At 41.5% G+C, this 1,305-nt stretch carries 1 protein-coding gene; it reads left to right on the forward strand.

Annotation, left to right across the window (positions count from 1 at the left end):
* Positions 1-239 precede the first annotated feature (239 nt).
* Positions 240-1,305 (forward strand): AsmA family protein (locus R7P72_RS24735; protein ID WP_318110930.1); only part of this gene is annotated, 1,066 nt, incomplete at its 3' end.

The raw sequence follows: 1,305 nt of genomic DNA on the forward strand, positions 1-1,305 counted from the left end.
ATCGCGATCGATGTACTACCAGCTAACATTGCAAAACTTTTGAACGCTTAAGTCTTTAGACGGCTATATCGCTTTATTTTTATGATAAGAAGTGGCACTTTAGGTGCCACTTCTTTTTTTGTTTTTAAATTAGTCAGTTGCATGTCAAAACCGGATGATTTTCACGCTTTTGTGGAACTCTCGGCGGTAAATCTAGTCTGCGCTTATAATTTTAAAAACACACGAGCAAGGAAAAACAAATGAAGAAACTGCTCTTAGTTCTCGCGATACCTGTTGTGGTATTTGTTGCTGCAATTTTAGCGTTAACTATTTTTGTCAATCCAAACCAATTTAAGCCACTGATTGTTGAGCAAGCTCAGAAACAAACAGGGTTAGAATTAGTGATTGAAGGGGATATCAGTTGGCAATTCTTCCCATCAATTGGTTTTGAATTGGGAAGAACCGAACTGCGTAACCCGCAAGGTTTTAGTCAGCCAAATCTTTTTAAAGTCGACACTGTCGGTGTTGATGTTTCTGTCACACCACTTTTTAGCAAACAACTTGAAATCGGTAACATTACTTTAGATGGTGCGGAGTTCTACGTTGAAACGAAGAAAGACGGCAGCAAGAACATTGATGCTTTAACGAAAGCGCAAACTCAACAAGCAGAGCAACCGAATGATACTGCACCAGATCAAAGTGGCGAATCGCAGTCTGCAGGCTCAGATTGGAGTATCAACCTGGCTGGTGTTACGGTTTCTAATGGCTCACTAGAAATTCAAGACAAGCAAGCCGGCAATTACACCAAGCTGTATGATGTATCGTTGAACCTTTCCGAATTTGCTTTTGACAGCTGGACGACAGCTGACTTTGGTGTGAAAGGCGAAATGAATGACCAGAAGTTTACAGCAGAAGGTAAGGCTGACTTTAAACTGGCGAAAGGTCTTGCAAGTTATGCGTTGAAGAACATCAATGTTGATGCGACGTACACTGATCCAAACAACACTATTGAATCGGCAAAAATTGGCTTAGATACGTTTGAATTCGATAAAGTAAACAATCTTAGCTACGCGCTTCAAGGCAGTGCGGCTGGTATGAAGCTGGACATGCAAGGCGGTGGGCAGCTTACGGTTGACCAAGCGATTAGCAAAGTGTTGTTGAATAAGCTTACGCTGAAATCAAGCTTTGAAGGTGATGCTTTGCCACAATCACCAATGAAAGTTGATATGGTCTCTGACCTCTCATTTGACCTAAACAAAAGCCACCTTAGCTTTATTCTAGAGAAGTTAACCGCAAACGCGATTGCATTGGATGGTAAAGCCGATG

It is taken from the genome of Vibrio sp. Vb0888, from assembly GCF_033338835.1.
GTDB lineage: Bacteria > Pseudomonadota > Gammaproteobacteria > Enterobacterales > Vibrionaceae > Vibrio > Vibrio alginolyticus.